The organism is Brevundimonas sp. FV1ye28, assembly GCF_058681135.1.
In genome coordinates this window covers 1,243,661-1,258,561 of sequence record NZ_CM178731.1, presented here as the reverse complement: position 1 = coordinate 1,258,561, position 14,901 = coordinate 1,243,661, and the positions used below count along the sequence as shown (strand labels likewise).

17 protein-coding genes are annotated in these 14,901 nt (G+C 67.9%); 12 read left to right on the top strand and 5 right to left on the bottom strand.

The genetic code is table 11. The features are described 5' to 3' along the window. Positions 1-14: 14 nt before the first annotated feature. Complete coding sequence (locus tag ACW171_RS06295) at positions 15-524, bottom strand: hypothetical protein (RefSeq protein ID WP_492096230.1); 510 nt, start codon at positions 522-524, stop codon at positions 15-17. 176 nt (positions 525-700) lie between these two features. On the opposite strand from ACW171_RS06295, the gene ACW171_RS06290 reads away from it, so the two are divergent. The 6 genes from ACW171_RS06290 (at position 701) to ACW171_RS06265 (ending at position 5,716) form a co-directional block, all read left to right on the top strand. Continuing rightward, a complete protein-coding gene (locus ACW171_RS06290; protein WP_492096229.1) occupies positions 701-1,570 on the top strand; it encodes a 50S ribosomal protein L11 methyltransferase in 870 nt (289 codons plus the stop codon). A gap of 54 nt (positions 1,571-1,624) precedes the next feature. Continuing rightward, positions 1,625-2,104, top strand: a complete 480-nt coding sequence (locus ACW171_RS06285; RefSeq protein ID WP_492096228.1) for a hypothetical protein — start codon at positions 1,625-1,627, stop codon at positions 2,102-2,104. 61 nt (positions 2,105-2,165) lie between these two features. Then, positions 2,166-3,974, top strand: a complete 1,809-nt coding sequence (locus ACW171_RS06280) for an aminopeptidase P family protein (RefSeq protein ID WP_492096227.1) — start codon at positions 2,166-2,168, stop codon at positions 3,972-3,974. 34 nt (positions 3,975-4,008) lie between these two features. Next, on the top strand, positions 4,009-4,266 hold the full coding sequence (locus tag ACW171_RS06275) for a type II toxin-antitoxin system VapB family antitoxin (protein ID WP_492096226.1): 258 nt from the start codon (positions 4,009-4,011) through the stop codon (positions 4,264-4,266). Next, positions 4,263-4,664, top strand: coding sequence for a type II toxin-antitoxin system VapC family toxin (locus ACW171_RS06270; RefSeq protein ID WP_492096225.1), 402 nt, complete (start codon positions 4,263-4,265; stop codon positions 4,662-4,664). The genes ACW171_RS06275 and ACW171_RS06270 overlap by 4 nt, the downstream gene beginning before the upstream one ends. A 62-nt stretch (positions 4,665-4,726) precedes the next feature. Further along, positions 4,727-5,716, top strand: a complete 990-nt coding sequence (locus tag ACW171_RS06265; protein ID WP_492096224.1) for an aldo/keto reductase — start codon at positions 4,727-4,729, stop codon at positions 5,714-5,716. 36 nt (positions 5,717-5,752) lie between these two features. On the opposite strand, the gene ACW171_RS06260 is transcribed toward ACW171_RS06265, so the two are convergent. Continuing rightward, positions 5,753-6,178, bottom strand: coding sequence for a DUF2147 domain-containing protein (locus ACW171_RS06260; RefSeq protein WP_492096223.1), 426 nt, complete (start codon positions 6,176-6,178; stop codon positions 5,753-5,755). Between the two features lie 64 nt (positions 6,179-6,242). Then, positions 6,243-8,561 carry an NAD-dependent DNA ligase LigA gene (ligA, locus tag ACW171_RS06255; RefSeq protein ID WP_492096222.1) on the bottom strand — a complete coding sequence of 773 codons (2,319 nt, stop codon included), beginning with the start codon at positions 8,559-8,561 and terminating at the stop codon, positions 6,243-6,245. Between the two features lie 240 nt (positions 8,562-8,801). On the opposite strand from ligA, the gene ACW171_RS06250 reads away from it, so the two are divergent. The 3 genes from ACW171_RS06250 to ACW171_RS06240 all read left to right on the top strand — a co-directional run bounded on the left by ACW171_RS06250 (position 8,802) and on the right by ACW171_RS06240 (position 11,057). After that, positions 8,802-9,773 carry a M28 family peptidase gene (locus ACW171_RS06250; RefSeq protein WP_492096221.1) on the top strand — a complete coding sequence of 324 codons (972 nt, stop codon included), beginning with the start codon at positions 8,802-8,804 and terminating at the stop codon, positions 9,771-9,773. A 91-nt stretch (positions 9,774-9,864) separates the two neighbouring features. Next, entirely contained in the window at positions 9,865-10,494 is a 630-nt protein-coding gene (locus ACW171_RS06245) for a methyltransferase family protein (RefSeq protein ID WP_492096220.1), read from the top strand. Positions 10,495-10,508: 14 nt separating this feature from the next. Beyond that, entirely contained in the window at positions 10,509-11,057 is a 549-nt protein-coding gene (locus ACW171_RS06240; RefSeq protein ID WP_492096219.1) for a hypothetical protein, read from the top strand. 45 nt (positions 11,058-11,102) lie between these two features. Here the strand turns inward: ACW171_RS06240 and ACW171_RS06235 are convergent, their stop codons facing one another. Next, on the bottom strand, positions 11,103-11,552 hold the full coding sequence (locus tag ACW171_RS06235; RefSeq protein ID WP_492096218.1) for a peptidylprolyl isomerase: 450 nt from the start codon (positions 11,550-11,552) through the stop codon (positions 11,103-11,105). A gap of 70 nt (positions 11,553-11,622) precedes the next feature. Between ACW171_RS06235 and ACW171_RS06230 the strand changes: the two genes are divergently transcribed. Further along, positions 11,623-12,351 carry an RlmE family RNA methyltransferase gene (locus tag ACW171_RS06230; RefSeq protein WP_492096217.1) on the top strand — a complete coding sequence of 243 codons (729 nt, stop codon included), beginning with the start codon at positions 11,623-11,625 and terminating at the stop codon, positions 12,349-12,351. A gap of 8 nt (positions 12,352-12,359) precedes the next feature. On the opposite strand, the gene ACW171_RS06225 is transcribed toward ACW171_RS06230, so the two are convergent. Continuing rightward, complete coding sequence (locus ACW171_RS06225; protein ID WP_492096216.1) at positions 12,360-12,890, bottom strand: DUF2061 domain-containing protein; 531 nt, start codon at positions 12,888-12,890, stop codon at positions 12,360-12,362. A 146-nt stretch (positions 12,891-13,036) separates the two neighbouring features. Here ACW171_RS06225 and guaB point away from each other — a divergent pair, with 146 nt between their 5' ends. Both guaB and ACW171_RS06215 read left to right on the top strand, forming a co-directional pair. Further along, positions 13,037-14,491: an IMP dehydrogenase gene (gene guaB / locus ACW171_RS06220; RefSeq protein WP_492096215.1), complete on the top strand. Its 1,455-nt coding sequence runs from the start codon at positions 13,037-13,039 to the stop codon at positions 14,489-14,491. A gap of 3 nt (positions 14,492-14,494) precedes the next feature. Continuing rightward, complete coding sequence (locus ACW171_RS06215; protein ID WP_492096214.1) at positions 14,495-14,896, top strand: MAPEG family protein; 402 nt, start codon at positions 14,495-14,497, stop codon at positions 14,894-14,896. The last annotated feature ends 5 nt before the right edge of the window (positions 14,897-14,901 follow it).

Here is a 14,901-nt window from a genome sequence, read left to right as displayed (position 1 = left end):
TTTCAGGTCTCAGCCTAGCGCTTGCCGAAGATCGCGTCGGCCAGCTTGTCGAAGAAGCCCTTCTTGGCCGCAGGCGCGGCAGGCTTCGGGGCCGGAGCAGCGGCGGCGGGAGCCACGGCGGGCTTGGGAGCCGGGGCCGGAGCGGCGGCGACGGGCTTGGGAGCCGGGGTCGGAGCCACGGCGGGCTTGGCGGCCGGAGCCTTCGGTGCAACCTTGGCGGCGGGCTTGGCAGCGGCCTTGACCGGAGCCTTGACGGCAGCGGGCTTGGCGGCGGGTTTGGCCGGAGCTTTCGCCTCGGTCTTCGGCGTGGGGGCCTTCACCGTGGTCTTGGGCGCAGCGGCCTTGGCGGCGGGAGCCTTCGCGGCCGGAGCCTTCGGTGCAGCCTTTGCGGCGGGTTTCGCAGCGGGCTTCGCAGCGGCCTTGACCGGCGCCTTGGCGGCCGGAGCAGCCTTTACGGCAGCGGGCTTGGCAGCGACGGCCGGCTTGGCCTCGGCGGGCTTCGCCGTTTTCGCAGTCGACTTCACGGCTGCTTTAGGCTTGGAAGCGGGCGCAGGCGATTTAGGCGCTTTAGGCGACGCAGTAGACGGTGACTTGGCCATGTATTCCCCGACCCCTCGGTTGGAACGATCGCGACCGATGCGGGAGAGCACGGGCGCAAACTCAATAGTATCGATTCGCAATGATACCGGTGTTTGAATAAATGTCCCATAATCCCGTCCAGATAATCGCTCGAGGCTCTCGCGCCGCCGCCGAAGCGGCCGCAGAGGCCATCGATTCCGATGTCCTGCTCGAGGGCGCGACCTACTCCATTCTGGAAGAAGACGAGGATCGCGACATCTGGCGCATCGACGCCTTCCCGACGTCGGAGGAGGAGGTCGAGGCCCTGACCGCGCGGCTGGCCGAGCATCCCGGCGTGACGGTGAAGGTCGAACCGCTGGCGGACGCGGACTGGCTGGCCATGTCACTGTCGGGCCTGCCGCCGGTGCGCGCGGGGCGGTTCTTCGTCTACGGTGCCCACGATCAGGGACGGGTGCCGCCAAACGCGGTCAACCTGAAGATCGACGCGGGCGCCGCCTTCGGCACCGGCCACCACGGCACGACCGTCGGCTGCCTGGTGGCCTATGACGAGCTGCTGAAGCGCGAGCGGTTCGAGAAGGTGCTGGACGTCGGTTGCGGCACGGGGGTGCTGGCCATTGCGGCGGCGCGGACCGGGGCGGCGCTGGCCGTCGGCACCGACATCGATGCGCCCTCGGTGCGGATCGCCAACGAGAACGCCAAGCTGAACCAGGCCAATGCGCGGTTCGTGCATGCGTCGGGCCTGAACGACATGAAGGTGCGGGCAGGGGCTCCCTATGATCTGGTGTTCGCCAACATCCTGGCCCCGCCGCTGGTCGCCCTGTCGCAGGACATCAAGATGTCCTTGAGGATCGGCGGGGTGGCGATCCTGTCGGGCCTGTTGCGGACGCAGGAGCGGCGGGTGTCGGCGGCCTATCTGTCGCGTGGCTTCCGTCTGGAGCGGCGCATCCACCGTGATGCCTGGAGTGCGCTGGTCCTGCGGCGGATGGCGTAAGCGGAACCGGGGGCAAGCGGGGCCGTTGCTCAAGCTCAAGTGGAGGCATTTCCAGTGAGCTACGATCCGAACGACCCCAACGCCACCGTCGAACGGGTGGTCGTGACCGAGCCCGTCTATACCGAGACCGTGATCGTGCGACGTGAATCCAGCACCGGCTGGTGGATCGCGGGCGGGCTGGCCGCTGCGGTCCTGGTGGCCGTGCTGTGGATACTGGCCTCCGGCGGACACGACGACGAGACCGAGGCGCAGCTTGCTCAGGCTCAGGCGGACGTCATCGCGGCTCAGGCTCAAGCCGATCAGGCTGTGCTGCAAGGTCAGATCGCCGGCGCCCAGCAGAGCGTCGACATGGCTCGGATGGATGCGGCTCGCGCCCAGGCCGATGCGGCCCGGGCCACCAGCGAGGCCCGTGCGGAGGTCGCCCGTGCGGCGGCCAACACTCCCCCGCCGGTGGTGATCACCGTGCCCGCAGCGCCTGAGCCGGCGCCATCGACCGGTTCGGCGACGATCACGAGCACCACGCCCCAGAACTGAACCGCCTGATCCGCGCGTTCGCCCCTTCCCCAAAAGCGGGAGGGGGCGCTATGCGTGCGGCATGCGCCAGTCCTTCGACGAAACCACCTCGCCGGCCTTCGGGGCCAAACACCTTCCGCTCGTGCGCGCCGCCATGGCCAAGCAGGGTCTGGATGGCTTTCTCGTCCCGCACGAGGACGAGCATCAGAACGAATATCTGCCCGCCGCCAACGACCGGCTGGCCTGGCTGACCGGCTTCACCGGTTCGGCGGGCGCGGGCGTGGTGATGAACGACAAGGCCGCCGTCTTCGCAGACGGCCGATATACGGTGCAGGTGCGGGCCCAGGTCGATGCGGAACAGTTCGAGATCCTCGACCTGGTTGAAGGCGGGGTCCCGGCCTATCTGGAGAAGGCCCCGAGCGGCGCGGTGATCGGCTACGATCCGCGCCTGCACAGCCCCGATGCGCTGGCGACACTGAAGCGCGCAGCCGGCAAGGCGGGGGCCAGTCTGAGGGCCGTAGAGGCCAACCCCGTGGACGCCGCCTGGGCCGAACGCCCGGCCCAGCCGAGCGCCCCGGTCGTGCCGCACGAGGATCGCTATGCGGGCGAGAGCAGCGCCGCCAAACGCAAGCGGATCGGCGAGGCCGTGTCCGCCGCCGGAGCCGATGCCGTCGTCCTCACCGCGCCTTCGTCGATCGCCTGGCTGTTCAACATCCGCGGCGGCGACGTGATCCGCACGCCCCTGCCGCTGGCCCAGGCCATCCTGGCGGCGAACGGGACGGCGATGCTGTTCCTGGACCCGGCCAAGGTGACGAACGAACTACCGGGTTGGCTCGGCGACGACGTGACCCTGATGGCCCCCGGTGAGCTGGGTCAGGCGCTGGAGGGGATGAAGGGCTTCAGGGTCCTGATCGATCCGGCCCAGTCCTCGGCCTGGTACTTCGATCGGCTGGACCTGGTCGGCGCGACGGTGGTTCGCGGCATGGACCCGTGCGCCCTGCCGCGCGCGGCCAAGAACCCGGTCGAGATCGAAGGCTCGCGTCAGGCGCATATCCGCGACGGCGCGGCGCTGTCGCGGTTCCTGCACTGGGTCGATACGGTGGCCCAGGTCGAACTGCCCGACGAGCGCGGCGTGGTCGAGGCGCTGGAGCGGTTCCGCGAGGAGACCGGCGCGCTCAAGGACCTGAGCTTCGACACCATCGCCGGGGTCGGGCCAAACGCCGCGCTTCCCCACTACAAGCCGGTGACCCGCACGATCCGCAGGATGGAGCCGGGCTCGCTGCTGTTGGTCGATGGCGGAGGCCAGTATCTGGACGGCACGACCGACGTGACTCGGACGATGGCCATCGGCGAGCCTTCGGGCGACCAGCGCCGCATGTTCACCCTGGTCCTGAAGGCCCATATCGCCATGGCCGTGATCCGCTTCCCGGTCGGGACCAGCGGGCATCAGCTGGACGCCCTGGCCCGTGCGCCGATGTGGATGGCGGGCCATGACTATGATCACGGCACCGGCCACGGCGTGGGGTCTTATCTCGGCGTCCACGAAGGGCCGCAGCGGATCGCCAAGGCGGTGAACACACAGCCGCTTCTGACCGGCATGATCCTGTCGAACGAGCCGGGCTATTACCGCGAGGGTCACTGGGGCATCCGTATCGAGACGCTTCAGGTCGTGACAGCGCCCGAGCCAATCCCCGGCGGCGAGCGGCCGATGCACGGGTTCGAGCAACTGACCTTCGCCCCGCTGGATCGGAAACTGATCGACGTCGCCCTGCTGACAGCCGATGAGCGGGGCTATGTCGATGCGTACCATGCCGAGACGCTGGCCAAGATCGGGCCGTTGCTGGATGGCGAGGCCAAGATCTGGCTCGAAGCCCAGTGCGCGCCGCTTTGAGGGGGTGACGGCGTGTAGTAGAAGGCTTTCTACCATGCTGAACATCAAGAACCCTCGCGCGCATCAACTCGCCGTCGAAGTGGCCGAGGCCGCCGGCGAGACGCTGACCGATGCGGTGATCCATTCGCTGGAGGAACGGCGCGATCGGCTGAAGCCGCGTCCGAAGGAACTCGACATGGACCGTATTCAAGCCCTGCTGGCTGACATCAGAGCCCGGCTGCCGGACTCGTTTCTCAGTGACCCGGACCCGACGGCCGATCTGTATGACGAGGAAACCGGGGAGCCGATTTGATCGTCGACACTTCGGCCTTGGTCGCCATCCTGGTGGATGAGCCCGAGGCGGGCGCGTATCTCGAGCGGTTTCGTCATGCGAGCCGGGTGGGGGAGAGGGCGTCCATCACCGCGGCCAATCTGTTTGAGCTCATGCTCGTCATCGACGGTCGGAAGGACGACCAGTTGTCTGCCGCTGTCGACGCCCTTCTCTCGGCCCTCAATCTGGTCGTTGTCGCGGTGGACGCCGACCTGGCGGCGCGGGCCCGGGCGGCCAACCGCAGCTTTGGCAGGCGTTTCCACCCCGCCCGACTGAACTTCGGCGACTGCTTCGCCTACGCCCTGGCCAAGCAGACCGGCGAGCCGCTCCTGTTCAAGGGCGATGACTTCTCCCAAACGGATATCGTTTCGGCAGTCTGACCTTGCGGATCGGTCGGGCGGCGCCGACGTTCCGATCTCAGACACCCGCAGGAGATTGCCCCATGAAGACCCGTCGTCTCGGACCGAACGGTCCTGAAGTTTCGGCCATCGGCCTGGGGTGCATGGGAATGGCGGCCTTCTACGGCACGCCGTCGGACGAAGGCCAGGCGACGGCGGTAATCCACCGTGCGCTGGAACTGGGCGTCACCTTCTTCGACACGGCCGAGATGTATGGCCCGCACACCAACGAGATCCAGGTCGGCAAGGCGCTGGCGGATCGGCGCGACAGGGCCTTCGTCGCGACCAAGTTCGGCATCGGCTACAATGCGGACCGCACGGCCCTGAAGGTCGATGGGTCACCGGCCAATGTGCGCCGCGCCATCGAGGGCAGCCTGACGCGGCTCGGCATGGACCATGTCGATCTCTACTACCTGCACCGGGTCGATCCGGACACGCCGATCGAGGAGACGGTGGGTGCGATGGCCGAGCTGGTGACCGAGGGCAAGGTCCGGTTCCTGGGCCTGTCAGAGGCGGCCCCGGAGACGATCCGCAAGGCCCATGCGACCCATCCGATCACGGCCCTGCAGACCGAATATTCGCTGTGGTCGCGCGAGCCGGAGGACGAGATCCTGGCGACCGTGCGCGAGCTGGGGATCGGGTTCGTGCCCTATAGCCCCCTCGGACGCGGCTTCCTGTCGGGTGACATCAAGACGATCGAGGATCTGGACGAGGGCGACTTCCGCCGGAGCAATCCGCGCTTCATGGGCGAGAATTTTCAGAAGAATCTGAACCTGGTCGAGGCGGTGAAGGCCATCGCCCACGACCGGGGCGTGACGGCGGCGCAGCTGGCTCTGGCCTGGGTGCTGGCGCAGGGCGACCACATGGTCCCGATCCCGGGCACGCGCCGGATCGCGACGCTGGAGGACAATGCGGCGGCGGCCCAGATCGTCCTGACCCCCGAGGACCTGGAAGACATCGAGGCCGTGTTCCCGAAGAACGCCGCCTCGGGCCACCGCTATGCCGAGGCGGCCCGGAGCGCGCTCAACCGCTGATGACGCCGGACCCAGGTCCCGTGCGCCGAGCCTGCCTCAGCGCACGCGGGTCCAGGTCTGGTTGCGGCACAGGGGCGCGACGACGCAGCCGCGCAGGTTCAGGGTGTTGGCGTTCGTCATCGTGATCGTGCCGCGATAGGTGCGGCCGTCTGCGGGATTGTAGACCGACCCGCCGCGCCACTCGCTCGGGCCGCCGGTGAAGCCGGTCAGCATGGGCAGGTTGCGCAGGGTGCGGGTGCGCAGGGCCCGGTTGGAGTTGTTCTCGTCCAGGGCGTTCGGATTGGACCGGATGTGGCTGGAGGACACCAGGGTCCCGCACAGGGCCTGACCACAGCGGGCGATGCGGACCTGTCCGCCATTGGTCGGGGTCTGCCACAGGCCGGTCGGGTCGGCGGTCTGGGCCGAGGCGGGGGCGGCCAGCGCCGTGACAGCGAGGACGGCGAGGGCGAGGGTGCGGATCATGGGATGCTTACTCCGTGAGGGTCTGGCTTGGTGAACGCGGATCAGGCGCTTTTCGTGGCGCCGGTCAGCCGCCGATGAGGGCCAGCCATTCGTCTTCGGTCAGGACGGCGACGCCGTGCTTCTGGGCGTCGGCCAGCTTGGAACCGGCGCCGGGGCCGGCGACGAGGTAGTCGGTCTTCTTCGACACCGAGCCGGAGACCTTGGCGCCGAGGCTTTCGGCCCGCGCCTTGGCCTCGTCGCGGGTGAAGCGTTCCAGCGAGCCGGTGAAGACGACGGTCTTGCCGGCGACGGGGGTGTCGGCCTTGGGACGTTCGGCATCCTCGATGGTGGTGAGTTCGGCGACCAGGGCGTCGACGACCTCGCGATTGTGCGGTTCGTGGAAGAACTCTGCGACCGCGCGGGCGGCCACGGGGCCGACGCCGGCGATGCCAGCGATTTCGCCCAGCGTCATCGACGGGCCGTCCTCGCGCGCGATGCGGGCCAGCGCGACGATGCTGGACCAGTCCGTGGTCAGTTCGGCGAGGGCGCGGCGCGCGGGCGTGGCGACGCCGGGGAAGGCAAGGGCCAGCTTCTGGTCCAGCGGGGCCTCGGGCCAGGGATCGACGGGCGACAGCTGGGCTGAAGCCATGACCGACAGAGTGCGGGCGGAGACGCCATGACCCTCGGCCAACTGGGTCCATTCGGGCGAGGGAATGCCGGAGGCGGCCTCGAGAGCGGCGGCGTGGAAGCTCTTCCAGTCGCCGAAATGGCGGGCCAGCAGCAGGGAGGTCTGGTCGCCGATGTCGCGGATGCCGAGACCGAACAGCAGTCGCTCCAGGGTGATGGTGCGCCGCGCGTCGATGCCGGCGACCAAGTTCTTGACGCTGGTCTCGCCGTAGCCGTCCTCGGCGCGCAGGGCATCGAGCTTCCCGGCGTCGCGGGCGAGGCGGAAGATGTCGGCGGGCTCGTGGATCCAGCCGCGTTCGTGGAAGGCGATCAGCTGTTTCTCGCCCAGACCCTCGATGTCGAAGGCGCGGCGACTGACGAAATGCTTGAGCCGTTCGACCAGCTGGGCGGCGCAGATCAGGCCGCCGGTGCAGCGCCGTCGGACCTCGCCCTCGGGCCTCACGGCCTCGGAGCCGCAGACGGGGCAGTGGGTCGGGAAGACGTAGGGGACGGCGTCGGCGGGACGCTTTTCGGGGACCACCGAGACGATCTGGGGGATGACGTCGCCGGCGCGTTGCAGGACGACGGTGTCGCCGATGCGGACGTCCTTCCTCGCGATCTCGTCCTCGTTGTGCAGGGTGGCGTTTCGCACCACGACGCCGCCGACGGTGACGGGGGCGAGACGGGCGACGGGGGTCAGGGAGCCGGTGCGGCCGACCTGGATGTCGATGCCTTCGAGCACCGTCGTCGCCTGTTGCGCCGGGAATTTGTGGGCGATGGCCCAGCGAGGGCTGCGTGAGACGAAGCCGAGGCGGTTCTGCCAGTCCAGGCGATCGACCTTGTAGACCACGCCGTCGATGTCGTAGCCGAGGCCGGCGCGATCGGTTTCGAGGCCGTGGTAGATGCCGATCAGCCCCTCGGCGCCCTCGACGCGTGTGGAGCGCGGATTGACCGGGAAGCCCCAGCTTTCGAACTTTTCAAGCGCTTCGGCCTGCGTCTCCGCGAACGGCTCCGAGGTCTCGCCCCAGGCGTAGGCGAAGAAGCGCAGCGGCCGCTGGGCGGTCACCGTCGGGTCGATCTGGCGCAGTGAGCCGGCGGCGAAGTTGCGGGGGTTGGCGTAGGTGCGGCGACCGGCGGCCTCGGCCTCGGCATTGAAGGCGGCGAAGGCGTCGTTGGGGGCATAGACCTCGCCGCGCACCTCGATCCGGGCGGGCCAGCCCGAGCCTTTCAGTCTTTGCGGGATGTCGGCCAGGGTCTTCAGATTGGCGGTGATGTCTTCGCCCGCGCGGCCGTCGCCGCGTGTCGCCCCCTGGACCAGGACGCCGTTCTCGTAGCGGAGATTGGCGCTGAGGCCGTCGATCTTGGGCTCGGCGACGAAGGCGATGACCTCGTCGGCGGGCAGGTTCAGGAAGCGGCGGATGCGGGCGACGAAGTCTGTGACGTCGCCGTCGTCGAAGGCGTTGTCGAGCGACAGCATGGGCACGCCGTGGCGCACCTCGGCGAACTGACTGGAGATCGGGGCACCGACCTTCCGCGACGGCGAATCCGCGCGGACCAGGGCGGGGAAGCGGGTCTCGATGGCGAGGTTGCGGACATGCAGGGCGTCGTAGTCGGCGTCGCTGATCTCGGGCGCGGCCTCGGCGTAGAGGGCGTCGTGGCGGGCCATTTGGGCGGCCAGTCGGGACAGTTCGGCCTCGGCTTCGGTTTCGCTCAGGGATTCGACGGAGGGTTCGGCCATGGGGTCTGTGTGACGATCCGCGTGGAGACTTCAACCCTCACCGTGCACCCCGGCGCAGGCCGGGGTCCAGATGGGAATCACCGTCGAGAACGTTCGGATCCGAGGCGGGGTCCCAGCGATCGAGTCCGTGATCTGGACCCCGGCCTTCGCCGGGGTGCACGGAGGTTTGCATGACACGAATTTAAGCGGACGCGCGGGGCGCGGACAGTTATGCCGAACTAACCCAATTCGAGAGTCTTCATGTCCCGCACCCTTCGCGCCGCGTCCCTGGCTTCAGTCGCCCTTCTGGTCCTCGCCGGCTGCGCGGGCATGAATGAGACACCGCCGACAGCCGAGGCACCCGCTGAGGTCGCCGCCGCGGTCAGCTACGACCAACTGATGGCCGATGTCCGCATCTTGTCGGCGGACGACATGGAAGGGCGCGACACCGGCGCGCCGGGCGGCGAGCGGGCACGGGCCTATATCGTGTCGCGGCTGGAGGCCATCGGCGTCGGCGCGCCGCCGGTCGGGCGGCTGCAGCCGTTCGAGGCCCAGGGCCGCACGCGCGAGGGCGCCAAGACTTTCAACGGCGTCAATGTGCTGGGTCTGATCGAGGGCACGCGCGTGCCTGACCGCTACATTGTCGTGACCGCCCACTACGACCACGTCGGCGTCAACGGCGGACAGGTCTTCAACGGGGCCGACGACAACGCCTCGGGCGTGGCGACCATGCTGGAGATCGCGGCCCGCCTGATGGCCGCCAAGCCCGAGCACAGTGTGATCTTCGTCGCCTTCGACGGCGAGGAGAGGGGACTGCTGGGCGCCAAGCATTTCGTGCAGGCGCCGCCCGTGCCGCTGGCGTCCATCGCCATGAACCTGAACTTCGACATGATCGCGCGGGCCGAGACGGACGGGAAGCTGTGGGTCACCGGCACCTATCAGAACCCGACCTTCCGTCCGCTGCTGGAGCCCATTCCGGCCAACGGCGCGGTGTCCCTGGCCTTCGGCAAGGATACGCCCCAGGACACGGGCGCGGACAACTGGGTCGAGGCCTCGGACCAGGGGCCGTTCTTCCGCGCGAACGTTCCGTTCCTGTATCTGGGGGTGAACTACCACCCCGACTATCACCGGGCGACGGACGACTTCGAGCGGATCACACCGTCGGTATTCCAGAGCGCGGTCGAGCTGTCCTGGTCGTCGTTCCAGGCGTTGGATCGAGGCCTGGACCGTTGATAGCAGCCGACTTTCAGTCGCAAAGATAGTCCTTGCACTGACCGGGATATCGGCGCTTCGTCGCGGATCACCGAGGGGGCTTGGAACAACGATGACGACGGCAGGGACGGACGCGTTCGACCTTCAACGCATCCAGAAGATTCGCAAATGGGCCATCGGGGTGTCGCTGCTGGCGGTCGTCATCCTGGCGATGTTCAGCGCGACCTGGTGGGGGCAGGGCCCGACACATGAAGCCGTCGAGTCCTTCGGCCTGGGCGCCATCGTCCTGAGCATCGTCGGTCGCGCCTGGTGCTCGCTCTACATCGGCGGTCGCAAGAAGGCCGAGGTGGTCTCGACCGGCCCCTATTCGATCAGCCGCAACCCGCTTTATCTGTTCAGCTATGCCGGGGCGTTCGGCATCGGCGCCCAGACCGGAAGCATGGCGATCGCCTGCCTGTTCGTTCTGATCGCCGTGGTGGTCTTCCATTTCACGATCGCCAAGGAAGAGGCCTGGCTGTCGGCGGAGTTCGGAGCGGCCTACCGTGAGTACATGGCGCGCACGCCGCGTTGCGGTCCCGATTTTTCGAAATGGCGCGACGAAGAGACCCTCAACATCCGGCCGCGTTTCTTCCTGACCACGATCCGGGACGGGCTGGTCTTCCTGCTGGCCATCCCGATCTTCGAAAGCGTCGACATGGCTCAGGCTGTGGGCTGGCTGCCTGTTCTTCTGCGTCTGCCCTGAATCACGAGATGTCGATGCGCACGATCCTATTGCTGACCGCGGCGGCGCTGGCGCTGGCCGGTTGCGACCTCGTCAGCGCCCCGTCGAAGCCGGCTGAGCCGGGCGGTGGTCCGTCTGCGACCGCTCCTGACGGTGGCGGGGCCTTCGCTCACAGCCAGAGCGAGGACCTGTCCGGCTACTATCAGGCGGGCGAGGCCCAGATCGGGCCGAGCGATTTCTCGCTGACGTATCTGTTCGTCGGGCAGGCGCAGGAGTTCGCCGACTGGGAGGCGGGCAAGCGCATGACGACCTTCGCGCCCGTGATGCTTGAGTTCCTGGTTCCAGGCGAGACCACCGAGCGGGTGCTGCCCGACAGCTATTCCGTCAGCGACGGGCGGGTGCGGATGACGGGCGTCAGCGCGAACGGCGACCGCGTGACCTTCGACGGTCAGTTGAACGCCGGGACCCTGGCCACCGCGCGGCGCAATCTGGGCGGGGTCGAGGAGCCGGCGATCACGGCCACGCTGCGGGTCGGGGACCAGACCTGGTCCGGCGTGAAGCTGAACTGGTACGGCGGCGACTGATCGCCCAAGAAAAAGGGCGGCCCGCGAAGGCCGCCCTGTTCCGTTCTAGTTGACCGTCGCCTTGACGATCTTGCCCGGCGCGCGCGGCGGCTCGCCCTTGGGCAGGGCGTCGACATGTTCCATGCCTTCGGTCACCTGACCCCAGACGGTGTACTGGCCGTCCAGGAAGGTGGCGTCGTCGAAGACGATGAAGAACTGCGAGTTGGCGGTGTCGGGCTGGTTGGTGCGAGCCATCGAGCAGACGCCGCGGACATGCGGCTCCTTCGAGAACTCGGCCTTCAGGTTGGGCTTCTTGGAGCCCGAGGTGCCGGTGCCGGTCGGGTCGCCGCCCTGGGCCATGAAGCCGGGGATCACGCGGTGGAAGACGACGCCGTCGTAGAAGCCTTCCGATGCCAGTTCGGTGATGCGCGCAACGTGGCCGGGCGCCAGATCGGGGCGCAGCTTGATGACGACGTCACCGGTGTCGAGGGTCAGGGTCAGGGTCTGGTCGGCCATTTGGCGCTCCATTTTCGGATGATTGGCGGGGGTCATAGCCGCTGAGGGCCGTCGGCGCTATGTGAGAGCGATGAGTGACGACGACAAGCCCGAACCCGCCCCTTCCGAACCGGCGCGCCGCAAGATGGTCCGCCCCCCGACCGGCGGCACCGCCGCAGGCCGGGGCATGGGGACCCAGATCAAGACGGCCGACAAGAAGTCGATGTCGTCCATCCAGTGGATCAAGCGCCAGCTGGCCGATCCCTGGTCGGAAAAAGCGCGCGCCGAAGGATGGCGCAGCCGTGCGGCGTTCAAATTCTCCGAGATCGACGACCGCTTTCACCTGGTGAAGAAGGGCTCGCGGGTCATCGACCTGGGCGCGGCGCCGGGCGGGTGGGTTCAGGTCTGCGTCAATCGCGGCGCGGCGGCGGTGGTGGGCGTGGACCTGCTGCCGATCGAACCGATTCCGGGATCGATCCTGATCCAGGCCGATTTCACCGAGGCCGGCGTGGACCAGCAGTTGCTCGAGGCCCTGGGCGGGGCCCCGGACCTGGTGCTGTCGGACATGGCCCACAACACGGTCGGCCATCGCCAGACGGACCACCTGAAGATCATCGCCCTGATCGAGATCGCGGCGGACTTCGCGATCAAGACCCTGCGGCCCGGCGGGCATTTCGTGACGAAGAACTTCCAGGGCGGGGATGCCGGCCATGTGCTGGCCGACCTGCGGGCCAACTTCCAGGACGTGAAATACGTCAAGCCGGCCGCCAGCCGGAAGGGCTCGTCGGAGGTCTATCTGGTGGCGTTGAACAAGCGGTAGGGACCGGCTCAGGCCGGCTGTGCGGCCCGCTTTGCCTCGCGGGCGGTCCAGATGCGGTCGTGCAGGGCGAAGAACACCATCTGGACCAGGGGTTCGATCACGCCGACGGCCAAGGCCGTGCGGATGTCCTGGGTGATGGCGAAGGCGACCGTGACCGCCACCGTGAAGTGCATGAGACCGTAGGTCAGGGTCTTCAGCGCGATCTTCTTGAGCGACGGAAGACTGTGGCTGTGGCCGTGATGGGCGCGGGTGCGGGCCTGTTCCTCGGCGTCCATGACGTTCAGACGGGCCGTGACGGCCTCGGCCGTCTCCTCGATGCCGGTGCCGCGGCGGCGACGCTCGATCCGGTGCCAGATCCGGTCATGGAACGAATAGGCGATGGTCTGGAAGAAGGGTTCGACCGCCCCGATGGCTAGGGCCATGCGCCAGTCTCGGGTGATGGCGAAGGCCACCAGCATGGCGACGATCAGGTGCATCACGCCGTAGGAGGCGATCTTGAGCGCGAGGCTCCGCACGGATCGGGCGAGTTCGACGACCATATCAGGTCCTTAAATGTTAGCTCGGGCTGAAAGTTTCAAGCTCTGCTGAAAAAAGTTACGAATGGGGCCGGCGGTCGGATGCGCGGCACAGCGGTTGACTTCGCATCCGCGAAAGCGGATAGGCGGCCCGCAAAACGGAGACTCCCATGGAGATTCGCGAAGGCCTTACCTTCGACGATGTTTTGCTCGAACCCGGCCCGTCCGAGATCATGCCCGCCGACGCGGACGTCTCGACCCGCCTGACGCGCGAAATCAAGCTGAACATCCCGCTGCTGTCGTCCGCCATGGACACGGTGACGGAAAGCCGCCTGGCCATCGCCATGGCCCAGGCCGGCGGTCTGGGCGTGCTTCACCGCAACATGACGGTGCAGGAACAGGCCGATCAGGTCCGCGAGGTGAAGCGGTTCGAGAGCGGCATGGTCATCAATCCGGTGACGATCCGCCCCGAGACGACGCTCGGTGAGGTCCGTGCGATCGTGGCGGCCCGCAAGATCAGCGGCTTCCCCGTGGTGGACGCGAGCGGCAAGCTGCTCGGCATCCTGACAAACCGCGACATGCGGTTCGACACCGATCCGAACCGCAAGGCCGCCGATCTGATGACGGCAGCCGACCTGGTCACCGTCCGTGAAGGCGCTGGCAAGGAGGAGGCGCGCGAACTTCTGCGCACCCGCAAGATCGAGCGCGTCATCGTCGTCGACGAGGACTACCGCGCCACCGGCCTGATCACGATGAAGGACATCGAGAAGGCCCAGGCCCATCCCCACGCCGCCAAGGACGAACAGGGTCGCCTGCTGGTCGGGGCTGCCTCGACCGTCGGCGATTCCGGTTACGAGCGTGCGATGGCCCTGGCCGATGCAGGCTGCGACGTGGTCGTCATCGACACCGCCCACGGTCACTCGGCCCAGGTCGCCCGGGTCGTCGAGCGCATCAAGCGCGAGAACAACCGGCTTCAGATCATCGCCGGCAACATCGCCACCTATGACGCCGCACGCGCCCTGATCGACGCGGGCGCCGATGCGGTGAAGGTCGGCATCGGCCCGGGTTCGATCTGCACCACCCGCATCGTCGCGGGCGTGGGCGTGCCTCAGCTGACCGCCGTCATGGAAGCGGGCCGCGCGGCCCGCGACAGCGGCGCCCCGGTCATCGCCGACGGCGGCATCAAATATTCGGGCGATCTGGCCAAGGCCATCGCCGCCGGCGCCTCGGTCGCCATGATGGGCTCGATGTTCGCAGGCACGGACGAGAGCCCCGGCGAGGTCTTCCTGTACCAGGGCCGCAGCTACAAGTCGTACCGCGGCATGGGCTCGGTCGGGGCGATGGGGGCCGGTTCGGCCGACCGATACTTCCAGAAGGAAGTCGAGACCCAGAAGCTGGTGCCCGAGGGCATCGAGGGCCAGACGCCGTACAAGGGTCCGATCGCTCCGGTTCTGCACCAGATGGTCGGGGGGCTGCGCGCCGCCATGGGCTATGTGGGCGCGGGCACGATCGCCGAGCTTCAGGAACGCGCCCGTTTCGTCCGGATCACGGGCGCTGGCCTGCGCGAAAGCCATGTCCACGACGTGATGATCACGCGCGAGGCGCCGAACTATCGGCAGGGGTAGGGGATGTTCAACATGACGCCCGAGCTGACCTATGCGGCCCTGACCATCCTGCTGGCGGTGGTGCAGATCTTTCTGCCCGCCACCGGCCGGACGCTTCAGTACGGCACCAAGTGGAACGCCGGGCCCCGCGACACGCCGATGGACCCGCCGGGCGCCGTCACCGGCCGTCTGGAGCGAGCGCAGGCCAATCTCTACGAGACCCTGCCGCTGTTCCTCGGCGCCGTGTTGATCGCCCATGTCGCGGGCGAGGGCGGATTTCTGACCTACTGGGGCGCTACGCTCTATTTCTGGGCTAGGGTCGTCTATGTCCCGCTTTACGCATTCGGCGTGACGGGCGTTCGCAGCCTGGCCTTCCTCGCATCGCTCGCCGGTCTGTTGATGATCGTCGCGGCGCTTTTCATCTGAAAGCT

Bases quoted from the DNA above. Each gene is read 5' to 3' on its own strand.
- ACW171_RS06275 (WP_492096226.1), top strand. From the start codon at position 4,009: ATGCTGAACATCAAGAACCCTCGCGCGCATCAACTCGCCGTCGAAGTG.
- ligA (WP_492096222.1), bottom strand. From the start codon at position 8,561: ATGGCCGAACCCTCCGTCGAATCCCTGAGCGAAACCGAAGCCGAGGCC.
- ACW171_RS06250 (WP_492096221.1), top strand. From the start codon at position 8,802: ATGTCCCGCACCCTTCGCGCCGCGTCCCTGGCTTCAGTCGCCCTTCTG.
- ACW171_RS06235 (WP_492096218.1), bottom strand. From the start codon at position 11,552: ATGGCCGACCAGACCCTGACCCTGACCCTCGACACCGGTGACGTCGTC.
- ACW171_RS06265 (WP_492096224.1), top strand. From the start codon at position 4,727: ATGAAGACCCGTCGTCTCGGACCGAACGGTCCTGAAGTTTCGGCCATC.
- ACW171_RS06215 (WP_492096214.1), top strand. From the start codon at position 14,495: ATGTTCAACATGACGCCCGAGCTGACCTATGCGGCCCTGACCATCCTG.
- ACW171_RS06245 (WP_492096220.1), top strand. From the start codon at position 9,865: ATGACGACGGCAGGGACGGACGCGTTCGACCTTCAACGCATCCAGAAG.
- ACW171_RS06280 (WP_492096227.1), top strand. From the start codon at position 2,166: ATGCGCCAGTCCTTCGACGAAACCACCTCGCCGGCCTTCGGGGCCAAA.
- ACW171_RS06230 (WP_492096217.1), top strand. From the start codon at position 11,623: ATGAGTGACGACGACAAGCCCGAACCCGCCCCTTCCGAACCGGCGCGC.
- ACW171_RS06225 (WP_492096216.1), bottom strand. From the start codon at position 12,890: ATGGTCGTCGAACTCGCCCGATCCGTGCGGAGCCTCGCGCTCAAGATC.
- ACW171_RS06240 (WP_492096219.1), top strand. From the start codon at position 10,509: ATGCGCACGATCCTATTGCTGACCGCGGCGGCGCTGGCGCTGGCCGGT.
- ACW171_RS06260 (WP_492096223.1), bottom strand. From the start codon at position 6,178: ATGATCCGCACCCTCGCCCTCGCCGTCCTCGCTGTCACGGCGCTGGCC.
- ACW171_RS06290 (WP_492096229.1), top strand. From the start codon at position 701: ATGTCCCATAATCCCGTCCAGATAATCGCTCGAGGCTCTCGCGCCGCC.
- guaB (WP_492096215.1), top strand. From the start codon at position 13,037: ATGGAGATTCGCGAAGGCCTTACCTTCGACGATGTTTTGCTCGAACCC.